General features: G+C 34.6%; 19 protein-coding genes and 1 pseudogene. 16 read left to right on the plus strand and 4 right to left on the minus strand.

Annotation, left to right across the window (positions count from 1 at the left end; translation table 11 throughout):
• Positions 1–593: 593 nt before the first annotated feature.
• On the minus strand, positions 594–851 hold the full coding sequence (locus tag ACIQYG_RS25645) for a DUF2533 family protein (protein WP_095396634.1): 258 nt from the start codon (positions 849–851) through the stop codon (positions 594–596).
• A 788-nt stretch (positions 852–1639) separates the two neighbouring features.
• Between ACIQYG_RS25645 and ACIQYG_RS25650 the strand changes: the two genes are divergently transcribed.
• Both ACIQYG_RS25650 and ACIQYG_RS25655 read left to right on the plus strand, forming a co-directional pair.
• Positions 1640–2911 (plus strand): erythromycin esterase family protein, encoded by a 1272-nt coding sequence (locus ACIQYG_RS25650; protein ID WP_402844084.1) that lies wholly within the window; start codon positions 1640–1642, stop codon positions 2909–2911.
• 242 nt (positions 2912–3153) lie between these two features.
• Positions 3154–3594: a hypothetical protein gene (locus ACIQYG_RS25655; RefSeq protein WP_402844086.1), complete on the plus strand. Its 441-nt coding sequence runs from the start codon at positions 3154–3156 to the stop codon at positions 3592–3594.
• A gap of 680 nt (positions 3595–4274) precedes the next feature.
• Here the strand turns inward: ACIQYG_RS25655 and ACIQYG_RS25660 are convergent.
• A complete protein-coding gene (locus tag ACIQYG_RS25660; protein ID WP_402844089.1) occupies positions 4275–4817 on the minus strand; it encodes a plasmid mobilization protein in 543 nt (180 codons plus the stop codon).
• 534 nt (positions 4818–5351) lie between these two features.
• Here ACIQYG_RS25660 and ACIQYG_RS25665 point away from each other — a divergent pair.
• From ACIQYG_RS25665 to ACIQYG_RS25690, 6 genes and pseudogenes are all read left to right on the plus strand, one after another.
• On the plus strand, positions 5352–6206 hold the full coding sequence (locus tag ACIQYG_RS25665; RefSeq protein WP_402844092.1) for a hypothetical protein: 855 nt from the start codon (positions 5352–5354) through the stop codon (positions 6204–6206).
• 52 nt (positions 6207–6258) lie between these two features.
• A complete protein-coding gene (locus ACIQYG_RS25670; protein ID WP_402844094.1) occupies positions 6259–7170 on the plus strand; it encodes a VanW family protein in 912 nt (303 codons plus the stop codon).
• Between the two features lie 257 nt (positions 7171–7427).
• Positions 7428–7487, plus strand: a pseudogene (gene yjcZ, locus ACIQYG_RS25675) (sporulation protein YjcZ); the annotation flags it as partial.
• Between the two features lie 486 nt (positions 7488–7973).
• On the plus strand, positions 7974–8381 hold the full coding sequence (locus tag ACIQYG_RS25680; RefSeq protein ID WP_402844097.1) for a DUF1259 domain-containing protein: 408 nt from the start codon (positions 7974–7976) through the stop codon (positions 8379–8381).
• Between the two features lie 580 nt (positions 8382–8961).
• Positions 8962–9159, plus strand: a complete 198-nt coding sequence (locus ACIQYG_RS25685) for a hypothetical protein (RefSeq protein ID WP_402844100.1) — start codon at positions 8962–8964, stop codon at positions 9157–9159.
• A gap of 322 nt (positions 9160–9481) precedes the next feature.
• Positions 9482–10273 (plus strand): phosphotransferase, encoded by a 792-nt coding sequence (locus ACIQYG_RS25690; protein ID WP_402844102.1) that lies wholly within the window; start codon positions 9482–9484, stop codon positions 10271–10273.
• A gap of 256 nt (positions 10274–10529) precedes the next feature.
• On the opposite strand, the gene ACIQYG_RS25695 is transcribed toward ACIQYG_RS25690, so the two are convergent.
• Both ACIQYG_RS25695 and ACIQYG_RS25700 read right to left on the minus strand, forming a co-directional pair.
• Positions 10530–11018, minus strand: a complete 489-nt coding sequence (locus ACIQYG_RS25695; RefSeq protein ID WP_402844105.1) for a hypothetical protein — start codon at positions 11016–11018, stop codon at positions 10530–10532.
• A 28-nt stretch (positions 11019–11046) separates the two neighbouring features.
• A complete protein-coding gene (locus ACIQYG_RS25700; protein ID WP_402844107.1) occupies positions 11047–11460 on the minus strand; it encodes a thiol-disulfide oxidoreductase DCC family protein in 414 nt (137 codons plus the stop codon).
• Between the two features lie 344 nt (positions 11461–11804).
• Here ACIQYG_RS25700 and ACIQYG_RS25705 point away from each other — a divergent pair, with 344 nt between their 5' ends.
• From ACIQYG_RS25705 to ACIQYG_RS25740, 8 genes are all read left to right on the plus strand, one after another.
• A complete protein-coding gene (locus ACIQYG_RS25705) occupies positions 11805–12338 on the plus strand; it encodes a DinB family protein (RefSeq protein WP_402844109.1) in 534 nt (177 codons plus the stop codon).
• 378 nt (positions 12339–12716) lie between these two features.
• Positions 12717–13280, plus strand: coding sequence for an MOSC domain-containing protein (locus ACIQYG_RS25710; RefSeq protein WP_402844113.1), 564 nt, complete (start codon positions 12717–12719; stop codon positions 13278–13280).
• Positions 13281–13425: 145 nt separating this feature from the next.
• Complete coding sequence (locus ACIQYG_RS25715; protein WP_402844115.1) at positions 13426–13827, plus strand: DUF6157 family protein; 402 nt, start codon at positions 13426–13428, stop codon at positions 13825–13827.
• A gap of 144 nt (positions 13828–13971) precedes the next feature.
• Positions 13972–14397: a hypothetical protein gene (locus ACIQYG_RS25720; RefSeq protein WP_402844118.1), complete on the plus strand. Its 426-nt coding sequence runs from the start codon at positions 13972–13974 to the stop codon at positions 14395–14397.
• A gap of 377 nt (positions 14398–14774) precedes the next feature.
• Positions 14775–15233, plus strand: a complete 459-nt coding sequence (locus tag ACIQYG_RS25725) for a GNAT family N-acetyltransferase (protein ID WP_402844120.1) — start codon at positions 14775–14777, stop codon at positions 15231–15233.
• Positions 15234–15391: 158 nt separating this feature from the next.
• A complete protein-coding gene (locus ACIQYG_RS25730; RefSeq protein WP_402844121.1) occupies positions 15392–16207 on the plus strand; it encodes a lipid II flippase Amj family protein in 816 nt (271 codons plus the stop codon).
• Between the two features lie 201 nt (positions 16208–16408).
• Positions 16409–16618 (plus strand): hypothetical protein, encoded by a 210-nt coding sequence (locus ACIQYG_RS25735; RefSeq protein ID WP_402844123.1) that lies wholly within the window; start codon positions 16409–16411, stop codon positions 16616–16618.
• 712 nt (positions 16619–17330) lie between these two features.
• Positions 17331–18128, plus strand: coding sequence for a fumarylacetoacetate hydrolase family protein (locus tag ACIQYG_RS25740; RefSeq protein WP_402844125.1), 798 nt, complete (start codon positions 17331–17333; stop codon positions 18126–18128).
• The last annotated feature ends 153 nt before the right edge of the window (positions 18129–18281 follow it).

Consider the following 18281-nt stretch of genomic DNA (forward strand, 5'->3'; position numbering starts at 1 on the left):
GGTTTTGGAGGGTTATTTGGCATGGCCAAAAATAGTATATCATAAGGGAAATGAAAATATTAGAGAAAGATATTGACATCCTATTAGCTGGTTTAGTTCTATAACAGTGGTTGCTTCGGCAGCCTTTTTCTTATTGTACAGGAAATCGATTTTTTGATTTAAAATTGTCGGTGGTACCCCTTAACGTTGTATATCCGCATTTTCCTGACGCTACCCCATGCCCATCAAGCTAAGAAAATAGGTCACCCCCAAAACGATAAATTGAGCTTATAAGTTATACAAGAAAGTACAAAATTTCGTTCTGGGGGCATTACAAAACTTTAACTTGATGGCAATGTGGCGGTACCCCCGATTGAAAAATATGAGGATTATCCAAGTTATTAGTTTTTGATATTGGCAGTCTATACGATTATTTGCTCTATCATCCTGCATAAAATGGAAAAGAAGGAAAAGAAATGAGCCAGATCGTGCTCAAAAGAAAAGAACCCTCATTTCTGGGGGCTATAAATTATCTTTAATATTTGATTAGGAGGTCGAGGGTTAACACCGATATTCGGTGCTTTTTCTTACGACTAAGAGATCAGTAAATTATTTTACTTTAATGACTCCACATATGAATGAACCATTTCTGGGGTAACTAATTTACGAGTAGGTATTAGCCTTTGGTTTGCAAGAACATTGATTTGCATAGTGATTTGATTAATATGGTCTGTTGTAAAATCCTTTTCAGCCTTACATAATTCTATAGCTTCTTGAATATAATCTTCACGTTGTTGGTCTAATAGGGAAAATTCAGTAAAAAGTTGATTTTGTTTTTGAGCATGTAACGTAAGGGCTTTATGTACACTCATTGTCCTTCACTCCTATAATTTTTTCTAATAGCTACTTCTATATTAACATCATCATTTTTTTAGGAATAGCAAAAACTATAAAAGATAAATCCAAAAGGTAGTTGATTCACGCATCGGATGTGATTATGAAAGAGATCTGGAATACCAGGCCTTTTTTTGTTTGTTATCATCTCCTGGCATTGACTAACCTAAAAATGGTCTATTGAGGTTATCAAGTTTAAACAAATTCATCTATTAGGGTAGCGTCACATGCCAATCAAGGTAAGGTATCATAATACCCCCAGAACGAAAATTTTGTGCATTTTACCGTTTTTATCGTTTTGGGGTAACTCGTTATTGTTAGCTTGATGGGCATGTGGTAGGACCCCTATTTATAAAGAACAACAAAAATTGAGTGGGATACGGCTGTATTAATAGCTATGTCATAGAAATCATGACATTTTGTCACTACCGTATGTGACAGAAAAACACTTAGAATCAAAGAGCAGTTTTTAACGCATTAACAATAAAATGAGGAGGGGAGATTTTCATTGTGTATGATAAAAATATAAAGAGGCGTGAAAGGTAGAAAAACAAACCAGTAACAAGAGTGTTTTAAGGAAAAGAAGTAATTTCTAGGGTTAACATACATGTGGAAAAAGAGGAATTTACCGTTTGTTAGGACACAATAGCGTTTGTTTTAGGAACTAGAATAAATTTATCTTAACAGTAATAAGAGAATTAATGGTTTAAACTGGGGTCCTTAGAGCATGTCAAAAACTAACAAGTAATTATTTCAGGAGGGTTATATGAAAAAGAAAATGATTAGTGCACTTGGTGTTTCTGTTACAGCTCCCTACAATACAAATCAAATAGCGGAATGGTTAGAAATGCATGCAAAGCCTTTAAAAACAACTAATCCAACTGCATCTTTTAATGATTTAAAACCACTTAAGAATATGGTAGGTTCAGCTTCAATTGTAGGTTTAGGTGAAGCTACGCATGGGGCTCATGAAGTTTTTACAATGAAACAACGCATTGTTAATTATTTAGTATCTGAAAAGGGATTTATCAACTTAGTTTTAGAAGAGGTATGGGACAGAGCTTTGGAGCTTGATCGATATGTTCTTACTGGTAAGGGAAACCCAAGCCAACATCTATCACCTATATTTAACACAAAAGAAATGTTAGATTTGCTTAGTTGGATTCAACAATATAATGCTAATCCAAAACATAAATCTAAAGTGCGTATCATTGGGATGGACATTCAATCAGTAAACGAGAATGTTTATAATAATATAATAGAATATATAAAAAGAAACAATTCAGATCTTGTACCTAGAGTAGAAGAGAAGATAAAAGGTCTTATTCCTGTAACAAAGGATATGAATACTTTTGAAAGCCTTACGAAAGAAGAAAAAGAAAAGTATATTTCAGATGCTAAACAAATCAGTGCTTTATTAGAGGAAAATAAAAGTTATTTAAATGGGAAATCCAAAGAGTTCGCATGGATAAAACAAAATGCTCGTATTATTGAACAGTTTACTACAATGTTAGCGTCACCTCCTGATAAACCATCGGATCTTTTTTTGAAACATGATATTGCAATGTATGAAAATGCGAAGTGGACTGAAGAACATTTAGGAAAAACCATTGTATGGGGACATAATGGACACGTTTCGAAAACAAATATGCTTCCTTTTATATACCCTAAAGTAGCTGGGCAGCATTTAGCAGAATATTATGGAAAACGGTACGTATCTATTGGAACGTCAGTTTATGAAGGACAATATAATGTCCAGAATAGCGATGGTGAATTTGGCCCATATGGAATATTAAAATCGGATGATCCAAACAGTTATAACTACATCTTTGGACAAGTTAAAAAAGATCAATTTTTTATTGATTTACGTAAGGCAAACGGCGTGACAAAAACTTGGTTAAACGAACAACATCCAATTTTCGCTGGAATAACTATGGAAGGGCCTGATATACCAAAAACTGTTGATGTATCATTAGGTAAAGCGTTTGATATACTTGTTCAAATTCAAAAAGTGAGTCCATCTCAACTACATCAATAAATTTAGAATAATGTGCCTTAATGAAGTGTAGTGTTAAGTGTCAATAGAGTTGTTTGAAAATGTCAAAAACCTTTTTTGGAAAATCTTGCATTTCTATTATTGTTTGTAATATATTGACAGTTTATAATTAAATTAGTACCGAATAGTCGTCACTTGTAATTCAATTATATACAAAAAGGAGAGATGAATGAAGAAACTTGATTAATAAGTCTTACTTTTTAAAGGAGAAGGGAGAAGAAAAAATGACATTATCTCAAAGAATTATAAAGAAATGGCTGTTACCGTTTGTTTTATGCTTTTCAATGATTTTTGTAATTTTCCCTCAATCTAAAGCAGATGCTGGCTCTAGTACTAGTACATTTGAATTTAATACTTATTCAAAATCACGTGAACATCGAATTACAAACGTAGGACGAGGAGCAAATATTTCTTTTTACACTGATTTTTATTGGTATAGAACACATACATCTACTTGGGAAACACAAGGAGGAATACAGAATGATGGAGCACTTTCTGTTAAACTCTGTAGAGCAGGTACCTCAACATGTACTACAACTAAATCATTTCGATATACTGCTCCAACATTTACAAATATGAACGGTGGAGATTATGACGTTTATGTTTATGATAATGAAACATATTGGTACCACCATGGAGATATGTTATACGAAGTTTGGAGATAATTGTTGGATGGAAAATAAAATTATTAAAGTAAGGGAGTACTGTATTAACCAAACTACACCCCCTTATTCTATGTATACTATATTTCCATTCTTCTCTTTAGTGCAACTAGGATTTTCCAAAAATGATCAAACTTTTTTATAAAGAAGTTAATCCATTACATTAAATAAGAGCATGTTTTGATTAATCTTTTTTCAAAACATGCTTTTTCTAATTGCTCTTATATTAAGGTTATTAGTGTTAATTTGATCAAAATTTATTTCAAAGCAACACTAGGAAGTGAGTAATTCACTTTACAAAAAATAAACAAGCGTACCATAAGTATGTACATGGGTACGCTTGCAAGTGTAAGTGTGTATAGGTTATTAATGTTAAATCAATTTATGTGATCCCTCGTTTGCAATTAGCTTTAAATGTTCAAAACCTTGTCTTGTAATAAGGAGTGTACTTCCTTTCATTTGGACGCTGTCTTTCAGCAGCACATCAGATCCGCGTCTCCAAAGAAGGTAAACATACTTAGGGTTTTTTCCAAGTTCAACGCTTGCTTCCCGTAATTAAATTTATACCACAAAGTATCTTGATTTACTCTTAATTTTTACCTTTCGTCCAAACGTTTTCTTCGCTGCAATTCCCTTCTTTCTCGTTCTTGACTCTCCAATTCTCTTGCTCTTTCATTCCGTTTTCATAGGCTGCCATAAAGTAAATTACGCTCATTTTTCATCAAAGACAACTTATAATGAAAACTCGATTCTTCATCAATCCCATAATGTTTTTTAAGAAAATTGATATTCCTTTTAGCCATATCATATTGCTTAAATAGATAATAATTTTCTTGCTTAAATTTTGTTTTATCATCAGACTTTTTATAGTCTGTAATTAAAGGATAACTATTTTTATAAATAGAAAAACAGTCCTTCATTTTTTCAAAATCAAATATTTCATCATCAATGGCAGTTAGCTGTTTTTCAAAGTTATCTATATCTGAATAAGCACCCAATGTATTAACCTTACGAATCAAGCTGTTAATATTTTTACCAATGTAATTTATTTCGCTCGTTAATTTTCTGTAAATGCTCATATCAATATTTAATCTAAAATGAGATTTTGCGCTTTCTAAAAGGAAAGCAGAAACATTATTGTAACCCATTTTGTCAGCTTTATTTTTTATGAATTTTTTATCTTCCTCTGTCAATCTCATTTGGAAATAAGTATTAATTCTAGCCATATTATTCCCTTCTCTTTTTTAATTACATTCGAGCGAAGCGACAACGAATATTGCTGCTTATTTTGAAAAAATGACAGCATTAAATTTGTAAAGGTTGTAGGAATCTCCTACCAAGTCAAAAACGTAGTTATTGGGGTCTGGCATGCCATACCCGTAGCTTACTTTGAATCGATTGAACCACCACTGGATTTTGCTAAAAAAGTAAGAGATGCATTTAGAGTATTAAAAGTGTAATCAGACCATCCGAGTCAAGCTTTACAAAGGGAGATTTTCAATTCCCCTGATGTTCTCTTTTTTGTATATCATGTCTCTTATTTATTCCCTGGGGCAGCCTGCATGTCATCTTGTGTAGTTTATAGTTATTCAGATTAAGGATATCAAAAGTACATATTGGGCCATTAACACAAGCATGACTGAGTGAGCCTTTTTAAACCTTTAAACTGATTCCCCCAAGCTTTGAAGAATTTCCAAATTTTCAAAGGTATTCAACTTATTGTGTCCTGAAATAATAAGAGAAAATGCAGGAGAAGCCAAATGAAAAACAATAAATTTTATCAAGTAATTATCGCTATTTTTATAATTGTCTTAATGGTCGATCCCTCGGTCGATGCAATGGAATGGGAAGATGTAGAAGGACCCATAAGCTTTAAAGTTGAGATGTTACCTTGGGAGATTGTAAACAACATTATTCCTGATAAAACAAATTTCACCATTATTGATATTGAAACTGGTTTATCATTTAAGGTACAACGAAGAGCAGGTAGCCAGCATGCCGATGTACAGCCACTAACCAAAGAAGATACTCAAATCATGAAGAAAATTTATAATAATAAATGGAGTTGGAATAGAAGAGCCATTATTGTATTAATCAATAATCAAATGATTGCTGCATCTATGCACGGAATGCCACATGGTGCTGGTGCTCTTCAAAATGGTTTTTCAGGTCATTTCTGTGTTCATTTCTCTGGAAGCATTACTCATCGTTTGAAAAACGAGGATCTTTCTCATAAATTAATGGTATTGAAAGCGGCTGGTAAGCTTGATGATTATATACAAACGGTAAGTCCGTATGAGCTTATACGTATTTTTACCATTGCCATTAATCAAGGAAATCAGAAATTATTAGCAATGACCTTATCAAATCCGATTAATCCTAACCGAGTCAAAAAACTTGTTGAAGATATTACATATTTTGGAGTAGTTGACCCTTTAAGCCAACCGCCTGAACAACTCAATGGTCTATTTCTCTTGGATGTACCCGTTCAAGTAACTATTAATAAGAAGAAAGAAGGCAAAGAAATAAAGGTTATCCATTTTATGATCAGAAGGGAAAGTTTGACTGATCGTTGGTTCATTGATCAAGATTCGCTCTATGAAGACTTAAAATAGGATTTGTGAAGTAAGATAAATCCTAAATATATTAGTATGGGGGTACATTCGATTGAGATTAACATGGATTGCCGGAATTTTACTATTCGTTCAACAAGTGAATATACCTGATAGCTTATCGGTAACTCAAAATGGAAAAACCATTGCCAGTGTCAACCATGCTGATATTACTATGCCCTTACTGGATGTTCCTATCATGGACGTGGATAAATACAATCAATTTGTCGCAAAAATAGACCGGCAAGTTTACCAAAAACCTGTAAATGCCACAATGGACAAACAAGGTCATATTATTCCTGGGCGGGTAGGTTACAAGCTATACCATCTAGCGTTTAAAGAGCAATTTTATTCCTTTTTGTACAATAGTAGAGCATACAAACTAGAAGTACCTTTGCTTGCTATTCATCCAAAAGTTGATAGCGAATTACTTGCTGAAATTCGTGAAAAAAAGATAGGTGAATATAGAACCTATTTTAATGTGAACAATAAAAACCGTTCAAATAATATCTCACTTGCTACAGAAGCCATTAATAATTATGTCTTGTTTCCTGGAGAGGTGTTTTCTTTTAACCAAGTTGTTGGCAAGAGGTCAGTAGAAAAAGGATATTCGCTCGCTCGAGTTATCGTTAAAGGAGAGTTTTCTGAAGGGATTGGCGGAGGGATTTGTCAGGTGTCATCTACCCTGTTTAATGCTATCGACAATGCAGGGTTGCAAACCATTCAACGCTATTCCCATACTAGGAGCGTTCCGTATGTTCCATCTGGCCGCGATGCTACAGTAAGCTGGTATGGTCCTGATTTTAGTTTTAAAAACAAGTACAATCAACCTATCCTGATCCGGGCTACAACGCAAGGAGGAATGGTAAGTATCATGGTTTACTCTTCAGATATGATTAATTATAAGATACGAAAAGTTCCCGATGCTTCAAATCAGATATCAAAAGAACAAATTTACCGTTCGTAAAAGTACACTTTTACAAACTGCTTACTTTTTAATAAAATGTCGAGTTTCAAAGTCCGTTAAACTATTAAAACACTTTGCGAAAAGAGAAAGTGGCATAGAAGAAATTCGTAAAAAACAGCCTTTGCTCATGGGAGCAGGGGGTTGTTAGGGATCGAGGAAGAAACAGCTTTTTCTAAATGCAATTATTGGGGAGGTTTTGAACAAGTCAATCAATGTCTATGCTACAATCATTATGCAATTCTGACCATGTTTTTTGATTTAGTGGAGGTTTCGGCTTTATGGTCGTATTGTTTTTACTTTTGATCATTGTAGGATGAGGCGGGAAATGGCGGCTTTTGCTAAAAAATAGTAGAAAAAAACAACCAATAAAGGTCGGTTTTAGTAAAAGGGTTCTATTTAAATTTTAAAACAAAGTTTATAGGAGCGGGTGTGCGAGACTCCTGTGGTAAAAAGTGTGTACAGGGGAGACCTTGCAGGCGCACACTCCCAGACCGCCGCGGAAAGCGAGTGCCTGGAGGCAGCGTTCAAATTAAAATACATTTGGAAAGTTTACTTTCGCGACACTAATTAAAGATATAAAAAGCTCTTCCTTGCTACATTTCAAGCATCTGTAGTCCATGTATCTAATACTCTGCAAAAATCCTTCAGAACAAAATCTGAAGTTTTTTTATGTCCATATAACCTAGATTATTAGAAATTAAGGGTTTTAAACTAATATCCTCGTCAACTGATGAATATAATAATCGTGAATTTTAGAAAGTGGAAAATACTTTTATTTTTTATTTTTTGAAAGGGGATTTTTTATGAGTTCGGAAAAACGAAGAAGATTATGTCAGGAATTTGCAAGAATTTTAGGCGGGGACGGAATGATTACTCCAGAAGGAGTATGCTTGGTGCAAAAGTTTCGTAATATTAGATTCACTATTCTTGATCGCAGAACGCAATCCCCACTTGTCAATCCGCAATTTTTTACGTTTGAAAATATTGATAGTAGGGGAAATGCGTTAAATTTAGGGGAAACAGTGCTTTTACAAGAAGAAGTTAACCCGTTATTAACTGAACTTCGAAAAAGGGACCTTTTAGTTACATCTATTCATAATCACTGGTTATTTGAAGAACCCCGGGCAATGTATATGCACTTTGAATCGATTGAACCACCACTGGATTTTGCTAAAAAAGTAAGAGATGCATTTAGAGTATTAAAAGTGTAGTCAGACTATCCGAGGCAAACTCTAAATCAGGGAGATTTTCAATCCCCCTGATGTTCTCTTTTTTGTATATCATGTCCCTTATTTATTCCCTGTGGCATGCTAAGGATGGGGCTGTGCATTTATGACAGTAACAAAACAGCAAAAAGACAATTAAATAATTAATTGTCTTTTTTATTCTACTTGGAATGGAGAAGAATATGAAAGGAGTCCAGGATGTGTAGAAATTTAAAACTCCCTGACCCCCATCTCCCTTAGGGGAGTTTTTTATTTTTTTCCCAATCCTCTATAAAATCTTTTTTAAGCATTAAACATCGGTTGTGTTGTAGCGGGACAAATAGTTTTAACGGAACAAATAGATGAAAGGCTAATGGTAAAATTACCTATTGATCTGTCATTAACTACCACTTGTCCGGTAACAGGATCAAAACTTCGTAACTCTACAAATATAGGTTTAAATGGTTCAGCGGTTGTAGTGAATCCAATGATTGAACCTATGGTAGAAGTCCTTAAAAACTCACTTATTTGTCCTCGGGTCTGACATGCTTGTCCGATTGGCGGTAATTTTTTTTGTTTATGAAACTTGTCCTTTCCTTTATCACAGCAGGATGACTTATCGCAGCAGGATGACTTATCACAGCAGGATGACTTATCAAAGCGGGATGACTTATCACAGCAGGATGACTTATCAAAGCGGGATGACTTATCACAGCAGGATGACTTATCAAAGCGGGATGACTTATCGCAGCTGAATGATTTATCACGGCTGAATGGATTATGACCGCAGAATGGATTATGACGGCATAATATATCATTACTCAAATTCATAAATATCACTCCTTTTTCTACTATATATATGAGATAAAACAAAACATGCTTGTACAAATTTACTAAATTCTTGCCTTTATCGTATCCGAGTGTTTCGTAATCGTTACAAACTTGGAAAAGAGTTTGTGAAAGAAGGTCCTTAAACTAACCGGTGGGTTTGGCTAAAGATCAGAACTGTCTTTAAGGCAGTTTTTTTATTATAGGGATGCAGGATAGTTGAACAAACAGGAATAGTTATACGTGTTATAGAATGTCATATTAGGGAGGAATATAAGATGTCAAACCATGAAAACGAAGAAGTCCTAACAGGTGGGAATGTTTCTGATGTTTATCGTTCAGGAGATACTGTTCGACGGGAATTAAAGACGGATAGTCCCAAAATTCATAAGCTATTAAAGCATTTGGAGAACAAAGGTTTCAGTTATGCACCAAAGTTTTTAGGTATTGATGAAAAAAGGAGAGAGATATTGTCATTTATTGACGGAGAAGCTGGTAATTATCCATTAAAGGAATACATGTGGTCAGATGATGTCTTAATAGAAATAGCGAAAATGCTCCGTCTTTATCATGATTCTGTCAGTGATTTTTCATTTGATGATGGATGGCAATCGATAGATAACACCCCCCAACAACCTGAAGTGCTATGCCATAATGATTTTGCAATGTACAACATTATTTTTACTCATAAAAAACCAATGGGTATTATTGATTTTGATGTTGCTGGACCTGGTCCAAGACTTTGGGACATAGCTTATACCCTTTATACTTGCGTCCCCTTAAGCAGATTTCATCTTTCTGAAACAGGTGAGAAAGTTTATTATCATTCATTACAGCATGCTAACCGTATAAAACAAAGGGTCAGATTGTTTTTTGAATCTTACGGTGAGGGAATAGAAGCCGATTATTTGGAAATGGTATTGCTGCGGTTAGAAGGGTTATGTAAAACAATTACAAGAAAAGCAAGTGAAGGTGACATTGCTTTTCAAAAGATGATGGATGACGGGCATCTTGAACATTATCAAAACGACATTAACTTCATTCGGGAGCATGGAAAAGAGTGGATGTAAGGGTAGGCTTTTGTTGAATTAACGGGTGCTTTAGTTGATTAAGGAACACAAAAATGATTAAACTTTGCTTCAAACCTACAGCATAGCGATTCCCCCCCTTGGCCGCCAAGGGGGGGATTTTTGATGGGGTTCTTAAAGAGTGATTATGCCAACTGGATTTGTATAATATACATTTATCAAGAATCTTTTTTTACAACAAAATAATAAAAACAAGATATGGAAAAGATTAAAAGTAAAAGAAGAAAATTTACTATAGTCAATTTATATTCACCTGTTTCCTAATTTTTTTTGGTTGTATCGACTCTTTACCGATAACTGGATTTGCTAAAAAAATCATTCTAAGCTTTTTATATTCAAATAACAGAAGGGAAATACTCATAAGTGTCAGTACAGAACTAATGCCGAGTGCTGGTATGCCAAAACAGTAATTAAGAATGGTAATATTTACTGTGATAGGCAGGTAAATAATGTTCCCTAATGTTGCTGTTCTTGGAATTAATAATAACAAGGCTGCTGTTAACTCTCCGAATGCTATAAATAAATTATAAGTATGGGAGTAACCAAAGAAATGCCAAGCTAATTGCATAGCAGAGTCCTGGGTGGAATCAAATATAAAATCCCCAGTAGAAAATTGTCCTGGATATATTTTGGCCGTCCCATAGATGAAAAAGGTTAAAGCTAGATACCATCTAAACGCAGTAACCGTACTCATTTTAAGTTTATTAAGGGAGCTTTTCTTATTCATTATTTATCTACCCTACTTTCTATTTTATTTATTCAATAAATCTGTTTTTTATATCTTGTGTCGGTATCATACAAGCACTTTTTTTACCAAACCATGTATAACGGTTTTTTGCAATGAAGCGGTAACCTTTATCTCGAATCAATTTAGGTATTATCCATAATGGAATGAGGCATTTTATAGGTCCTGTAAGTTTATTTAGAATGTGTAAGATAGCCGTAGATTCAGTAAATATTTGATCCTTATCAATTAAGATAATAGAATCCAACTGTTTATTAGTTAGATTGTGGCTTGCCATAATTGAACGTGCTAATTCTGATTGAAGAGACAAAAATTTAAATATGCCATTTGGATCCCTTTTTATCACAAATTGAATCCAATGATTACACAAGTTACAAATACCATCAAACATAATTATGGGATGATTGTCTTTTTGGGCTCTCATAACATTTCCTCTCTTTAACCATTTGTAAATATTTTCTATAAAGAATTATAATATGGAAGTTAATAAAGTTCACCTAACAATATTGTGAGATGTGCTTACAATTTTGTTAGGTGAACTTTATATGTTTTAAGAAGAGCACCTAAAACGACAATACCGTTTTGAATAAAGTCTAATCGTTTATAAAAATGATAAACCGAAATCAATACTTTCTTGAATAATAGAGAAGGGATTATTTGTAAGTGAGTCGAATTTAATGTCAGAAGATGTTATTTAGTTTAGCATTGGGACGTACTACTCAACATTAAGGAGAAATAAAATTTATAATAAAGAAAGTGGGAGATCTATTGGATACAAAAGAGATATTGAAGCGATTCGAACAGGTGGCTACATACTATATTGAAGAGTTAAGTAAATATTCGCTAGATGAGTTTACGAGGAAGCCATCTGAGGATGAATGGTCATTAGGACAAATGTACAATCATTTAATAAAGGCCACCCTTCATCTTCATTTGAAAGCCATTGAGCAATGTGTTAATGGCACTACTTCCGATGGCGGTGAAAAAACAGAAATAGGCGAATCGATTTTCAAAGAAGGAACGTTTCCTCCAATCAGGTTAAAAGGTCCGGATACACCGGATTTCACACCGGCAAATCCTACTGGGAAAGAAGAAGTAAAGGAAGGACTGCTTCAAATCATTGAGAAAATGCAAGAGATAGAGAAAAAGCTCTCTGACATCCCGGCCAGCCAGAAAGTTCAGCATCGGAGAATGGGATATTTAAATGCAGAGGAATATTTTCAGCTAATCGAAATGCATTTCCGGCACCACCTACGGCAAAAAGAACGTATCGATCAGTTTCTTTTAAAAGTAAGTAAGTAACCTTTATTGTTGAGGCAGTTATTGCCCTTCGGAATATCAGCAGGAGCCAGTTGAGGGAGTTTAAAGAGCTGAGAGGGTGCATTCAAGTTAAACGAATAAGCAGTTTACTTCGATGGTTGATTATGAAACTGTTGAATGGCGAATTGAATTGTTCCGTTAAAAGGGCGCTTTAATGGGGTAACGAAAAAAGTCCAATTTCTCAATTTTAATGCTGAGAAATTGGGCTTTTTAATATCGAAATTTCTTTAACGTCCCTTTTAGAACTACAGGGTGCTTAGCTGAAGATCAGAACTGACTTTAAGGTAGTTTAAAGTGTTATCGAGGGGCAGGGTAGTTGCATAAATAAATCAAATATAAGATTAGAGGAGTTGACTGAAAATGAATGAAGAAAAAATGGGCTCGGCCAGTGGAGTAGTAATAGCTGTAAGTAGAAGTGATAAACACACATTCAGTAAGGAAAATTGCACTAGCATAAAACTGTTGAAAGGTTTGGGCGTTGAAGGTGATGCACATTTAGGTAAAACCGTTAAGCATCGTTCACGTGTAGCGGCTAACCCGAATCAACCTAACCTGCGGCAAGTCCACCTAATTCACTCAGAATTATTAGATGAATTGAAGGATAGGTTTAATGTTGGAGCTGGACAAATGGGGGAAAATATCACCACGAAAGGTATCGATTTGCTTGAATTACCGAAGGATTCGTTACTATATATTGGGGAAACAGCAGTTATTAAAGTAACAGGCCTACGAAATCCATGTGCCCAAATTGATCAATTTAAATCAGGACTTATAAACGCTGTTTTAGACCGGGATCAGCATGGGAACTTGATACGCAAAGCAGGAATCATGAGCATAGTTTTGGAAAGTGGTGAGGTTCACCCCGGAAACGAGATTAGAATTCAATTACCACCTTTACCTCATACACGACTAGAGAGGGTTTAATCTTTTCTGATTTTACATAAAACAATTAGGGGGTTGCTGGGGCAGCTTTTTTTATTGAACTAACGGAGTGGGATAGTTGATGAAATAATGGTATAATATGGTAGGGTATATGGATAAGCACATTGCTGAATGAGGAGGTTGTTATATGAGTTATAAGAATACGCTTATTACCATTTCAGAGGATTCAAAAGTTACTTCAGCAAAGGTACCTGTCATCAAAAACGAAAAACCCACAATTGCTTATATTGAACATGATTTAATTAATAATAACCCTTATAAATTTACACAAGAAGACGTACAATTCAATACATACTTAATCAAGAATCAAATAGAAGCAGAAAATGTTGCTGGACTTCGAGAACAGTTCTTTTCAAAATCCAAGGCTTGCTTCAGGGCTTCTCCTTTAGTGAAGAATTATGGTTGGGGAATTCATTATAATAATCAAGGGAAAGTTGCCATATATGATGTTAAGAGTTCAATGTATAACCAATTGCTTAATCAAGATGACATTACAAAACTTAAAGGCATGCGTTCCAAAAGAAAATAAATGTAGGATAGTTCAACAAACGTAGTGACTAGAACTATAAAACGGGAAAGATGACGCACCAAAAGTTGTTTGAAGCTAAGAAGCTATAGTCATTTTTAATCATTTTAATAACCAGTTTATTCTGATATTATAAAGTGGATAAATATGGGAGGAGGAAATGACATAAAAAACTTATTTGCAATATTAAGTACCTTTGTGTTAGTTCTGGTAGGTGGAATGGTATTAGGCAATTCTTCTGCTCAAGCAAGTGTTCCTCAGTATTCTTTTCAAACAGAAGATGGAAAATGGGATGGTGAAATTGGAAATCCTAACAAAGGTAGTGACTTGGAGGTAGAACTGGTTTCCCCGATCTATTTAAAGACTTCTTCTGGAAGTAAGTTATTGACTAATTATAGTAACTTATGGTCCCGTCTCTGCAATGCTAGTACTGGAAAGTGCACAGGCTATCATAGTTTAGCTGGTGGAAAGACATTATTCACAGATATGAAAATAGGTAAATTCTATGTTGATGTGAAAGATGGATACTCTTCTGGAAAAGTTTATGGAAAACTACAAATTGTTTTCAAATAATATTTAATACTTGCTACCCACTCTTGATGGGTGGCTTTTTATCATGAAAAGTTTTTAAAATAGATTAATATCTCAATATTTCTAAAATTGAGCTTCATCACTGCCCTTTTTTCCGGAAGGGACGGGAATATTAATTGCTGTTTTAATAGTTGGATATGGTTTTTATAAACTGTTTTTTTAAAGAATTTACTTAACCTACTAACGGGTGCTTACTTCATTATTAGGAGCTGATCAGGTTCCTTTTCTTATGCAACTAAATGGACAGGTTAGATGAAGAAGGATTTATATCCGAAGTTAAAGAATATTTTATGAAATACAATACTTATTTTGTTAACGGTGTCAGGTTCATTTAAGAGGAAATTTAAAGGAGAACAACTTTGATAAAAAAAATCGATATAACCAACCCTAAATTAGCTAAGGATGTATTAAACATCCAATTACCTTCTTATATGGTAGAGGCAGAGTTAATTCATTTTTATGAAATACCTCCATTAAAAGATACAGTTGACACGTTACAACAATCCGGTGAAACGTTCTATGGGTATTACTTAAATGACGAGTTAAGTGGTGTCATTTCTATAAAGGTTAAAAAAGGTGTAATCGATATACATCGTCTAATGGTTCATCCAACACATTTTAGAAAAGGAATTTCCAAAATGTTATTAGAATTCATTGAAAACAATGAGGAAGATATTGAAACAATAATAGTATCAACTGGTTCTAAAAATACACCAGCAATAAATTTCTATAAAAAAAATGGTTTCTCAATTACAGGAGAAACAAATGTGACAGAACGTCTATCTGTAACTTCTTTTAACAAGAAAATTAAATATTAAATAAGGTCTTATTAAGTTAGGTGCGTTAGCTGAAGATCGGGGCTGTCTTAAAGACAGCTTTTTCTTATGAAACTATCGGGGGCAGGATAGTTCCATAACACAAACTGGAAATATATGTGGTAATATGGGAAGAAATATATTAAAGTAGGTAATTTGTTTTGGAACTCTTAACAGAAAAATTAATTCTTATATCTCTATTTATATTTATTATCCATTCTATCGAAACACTTGCATATGCAGTCAGATTATCTGGTGCAAGAGTAAGGTTGTTAGCTTCAGCTCTATCCTTATTTAACTTGATGGTTATGATTTCTCGATTAGCGAATATGATGCAGCAACCATTTACAGGGAGCCTGGTTGATAATGCTCCTAAAGTAAATACTCTAGAGTTTGTTGAAAACCAATACAGGATCATTATTGGTTCATCAACATTAGGAACAATAATAGGTATTCTTTTACTTCCTACTTTTATTGCTATTTTTTCAAGGGCTATTGTTCATTTATCTGAAGAAAGAGGTTCTATACCATCTTTGATTAAAAAGGGGTTAACTTTCGAATATATTAAGCGTGGGATAAAACACATTCATTTACCAAAGTTTTCTTACTTAAAGGATATTAGATTGAATGATATTCCCATAAGATTGTTTTTAATTAATATGGTAATAACTGCAATCTATACAATTGGGGTGTTATCTGCGTTATATGCTGCTTTAATAGCTCCAGAAAGGGCAACAACTGCTATTATGGCATCGGGTCTTATAAATGGAATAGCTACAATTTTACTTATAATTTTTATTGACCCTAAAATATCTATTCTTGCTGATGACGTAATAAATCAAAAGGGAAGTTACCTTAATCTCAAGGGTGTATCTCTTATGATGGTTACTTCCCGTTTATTAGGAACGATTCTAGCTCAAGTATTTTTTATTCCAGGGGCAGGATATATTGCGTGGTTTACTAAATTTATTGTCTAATAAATATCTGATTTCTTAATTAACTAACAGGTACTTTACTTCATTATCAGGAGCTGATCAGAGCTCCTTTTCTTATGTAACAAACGAGTTGTTTGATTGAGTGCCGGCTTATGTTATAATGAATAACTTACGAAAATTACTATTTTTGAACGGATGCCTAGAAAAGCCTCCGATAGCGATAAAATATGGAGGTGTAAGAGAATGAATAAACAATGGACGATTGGGCAAATTAAAGAATTTGTTGAGAACAATTCGGAAAGTAAGTTGCTAACGACGGAATATCACGGTTTTTCTCAAAAGTTACTATTTAAATGTACATGTGGCAGCAACTTTGAAAAATCATTCAAGAAATTTAAAAATAATAACCAACGTAAATGTGATGTGTGCCAACCGCCTAAAGCGACACGATAACGTATAGCAATAAGCGAAGTGCTGATTTCTATTAATGAGAAGTTGGCACTATTTTTATTATTGGGAAATAAAAATGGAATTCACTAAAGGGGAGTTTAGACGAATATACCTTCTAGAACTAACGTGTGCTTTGGCTTAGGGTCGGAGCTGCCATTAAGGCAGCTTGAGACTGTAGACAATAGGGGTTTTATCTAAATTTCAAAAAATGAAGTTGAAGGGAACGGAAGGTGCGAGACTCCTGCGCGGAAAGCGAGTGCCTGGAGTGGAAATCGACGTTCGAAGGCAGCCTTTTTCTTATGCACTAACAAGGCAGGTTAGCTGAAAAGGGACGAATTACCAGTACAAAAGTTTTCATATTTTGAGATAATCAATAAGCACCCAGTCTTTGAATGTAATAGGGTGGATTTATGTAGAAAATATTATACAAGTTAGGGTAGTAAACATTTCATGTGGAATGTATTATAGGAACTACCAATCGGAATATTTATTGCAGCCCATATAAGGCAATACACAGATAAAATTATAAAAAATTATAGGTTCCATAAAATACATAGTTAAATAATTTCTTATTGAACTAAAGGTCGGTTTAGTTGAAGGTGGAGTCGCGACGAGAGCTCTTTTTTCCCGTAAAAGAACAGGCATGTTATAGTATAGGAGAACCGGATTTTATAATATCTGTGGTAATCTTAATCATCAAAGGAGTTTATTCATAATGCATGTGCTACAAAAAACACAAAAAATAGTTCGCTATCAGAATCAACAGGGCAATATACATTACGGTATTGTTGAGGATGACATGATATTACAACTGTCTAGCAGTTTTGCTGAACTTGTCAGCAAGGAAATAAAGTATGACGGGGTCGAGCTGAAATATAGTGACGTGAAAATCTTGGAACCTGTAAAACCTTCGAAAGTTGTTAATTTCGGCTGGACATATGCAGGTCATGCGAAGGAAACGGGTGGAGAGGCAAACCTTGTTGAACCATTTCTATTTTTAAAGCCATTATCTTCGCTTATTGCAGACAAGGAGAATATTATACTTCCTCCAAACGAGCTATCCAACCAAGTGGAACTTGAAGGGGAAGTGGCCCTTGTCATTGGAAAGCGCGGAAAAAACATTAAAGAAGAAGATGCGCTTGATTATGTATTTGGCTGCACGATATTTAATGACGTCACAGCAAGAGATCTTACAAAAAAAGATCCACAGTTTACGCGGGGCAAAGGATTTGATACATTCGGACCTTTGGGACCATGCATCGTTACAGGGGTTGATCCAACAAATTTAAGGATTGTGACCACTTTGAACGGCCGCGTTGTCCAAGACGGAAATACAAATGAAATGTCTCTAAGCATCCCGTTTCTAATCAGCTGGCTTTCACAGGTAATGACACTGGAGCCCGGTGACATTTTGGCCACGGGTTCACCATCTGGCAGCTGCCCGATCAAGTCGGGGGATGAAGTTGTTGTTGAAGTCGAGAATATCGGCCGGTTATGTAATGGTGTCCAGTAGGATTTACTGGAATCCTTAATAAGTTAAACAAAGATCAGAAGCTGCCTTTAAGGCAGCTTTTTTCGTGCGCCCGGCATGGGTGCAATCTATAGGGTGAAAGTCCCGAACCATGAAGGCAGTAGTAGTGGTTAGCTTAATGCAAGGGTGTCTACG

Source organism: Peribacillus sp. NPDC096622, assembly GCF_044762665.1.
GTDB lineage: Bacteria > Bacillota > Bacilli > Bacillales > DSM-1321 > Peribacillus > Peribacillus frigoritolerans_B.